The sequence below is a fragment of the Mesorhizobium sp. M2A.F.Ca.ET.067.02.1.1 genome (assembly GCF_004023285.1).
Taxonomy (GTDB): domain Bacteria; phylum Pseudomonadota; class Alphaproteobacteria; order Rhizobiales; family Rhizobiaceae; genus Mesorhizobium.
This window is the reverse complement of record NZ_RZSB01001117.1, coordinates 1-1,307: the sequence shown is the minus strand read 5'-3', so window position 1 is coordinate 1,307 and position 1,307 is coordinate 1. Positions and strand designations below refer to the sequence as shown.

General features: G+C 63.3%; 2 protein-coding genes. Both read right to left on the bottom strand.

Features of this window, described 5'->3' with window-relative positions:
- The coding region (locus EOA28_RS35955) for a DUF2062 domain-containing protein (protein ID WP_128315854.1) at positions 1-556 on the bottom strand (556 nt) is incomplete at its 3' end.
- Positions 557-766: 210 nt separating this feature from the next.
- Positions 767-1,147 (bottom strand): VOC family protein, encoded by a 381-nt coding sequence (locus tag EOA28_RS35950; RefSeq protein WP_189342387.1) that lies wholly within the window; start codon positions 1,145-1,147, stop codon positions 767-769.
- Positions 1,148-1,307 lie beyond the last annotated feature (160 nt).

The following is a 1,307-nucleotide window of genomic DNA, read 5'->3' as shown; positions in this document are numbered from 1 at the left end:
GCGCTTTCTTCTCGGCGCGTTCGGCCATGCGCTTCGTGCGCTGCTCGCGGAACACGGTCATGCCCCAGCGCGTGACGCCGTAGAACACGAGCCCGAAGACCAGGCCGAGCGGCACCGCGCCGATTAGCATCGGCTCCAGAACCGGATGCCAGAGCTTGGCGAAGGAGAGCTTGTGCATCATTTCGCCGAGATGCTCGGGCGGCCCGTGCTTGGGCAGGCGCTCATGCAGGAGCAGCTTGCCGGTTTCCCAGGACGCGCCCCACAGCAGCGGGGAGGTCAGCGGATTGCCGAAGAACACGGCGCCGAGTGCCGCCGCGACCAGATTGCCGGCGATCATCCAGCAAAGCACGGCGGCAACCACGAAATGGGCGCCAAGCGGGAAGAAGGAGGCAAAAACACCCGCGGCGACGCCGGCGGCGACCGAATGCGGCGTCGCGTTCAGCCGCAGGATGCGCTTGGAGAAATACTGCACGGAACGCGAGAACGAGCGGCGCGGCCATAGATAAGTACGCACCCGTTCCAGGAGGCCATCAGGCTCTCGGCGTCGAAAAAGCACTCTGTTCCAGTTCCCGGTCCTACACGCGCTGCCCCTGCCCACCGGGACGCGCCACACATATCTTGCGCCTCCATGGCGCAGAAAGGCAACAAGTCTCTGATATAGAGATGGGCAAGCCGCGGAACAACGAAACGCCGCCGCGTTGGTCTGCCGCAGCCTATAACAAGAACCTCATTCTGGCGAAACTGAGGAGAATTCCGGAGCTGGCAGCTACTTCCGGTATTCGCTGACCTCGACCAGATTGCTGTCCGGATCGCGGAAATAGACCGACATCATCGGCCCGCGCGCGCCAATGCGTTCGACCGGGCCGACTTCGACCGCCACGCCATTGGCTTGCAAGCTGGCCTGGACTTCGACGAGCGGCACCGCAGCCACCAGGCAGAAATCGCCGGAACCCGGCGTCGGCATCTTTGCCTTAGGTTCGAAAGTGCGGCCGACCTCGTGCAGGTTGATCTTCTGCGAGCCGAACAGAAGCGCGGTCGGCCGGTTCGCTTCATCCAGGCGCCGCATGCCGAGCACGCGCTGGTAGAAGTCGCAGGTCGCTTCGACCGAGCGGACCGTCAGCACGAAATGGTCGATCCCGGCGATCATTTTTGGTTTCCTTTCCTGCACGTCGTCACCCCGAAACCGCTGCGCGCCTTCTGGCGACATGTATTGATAACATTGTGGCCAGCTTCACGACACGGAATGCTTGCGAGCCAAGCTGAGCCGCGCTCTTCCGCACGTTCCCGGTCAGGCACGGGTCGCAAGA

What these genes read in the sequence shown, in the direction of transcription:
- EOA28_RS35950 (WP_189342387.1), bottom strand. Translation starts at nt 1,147, where the DNA reads ATGATCGCCGGGATCGACCATTTCGTGCTGACGGTCCGCTCGGTCGAA.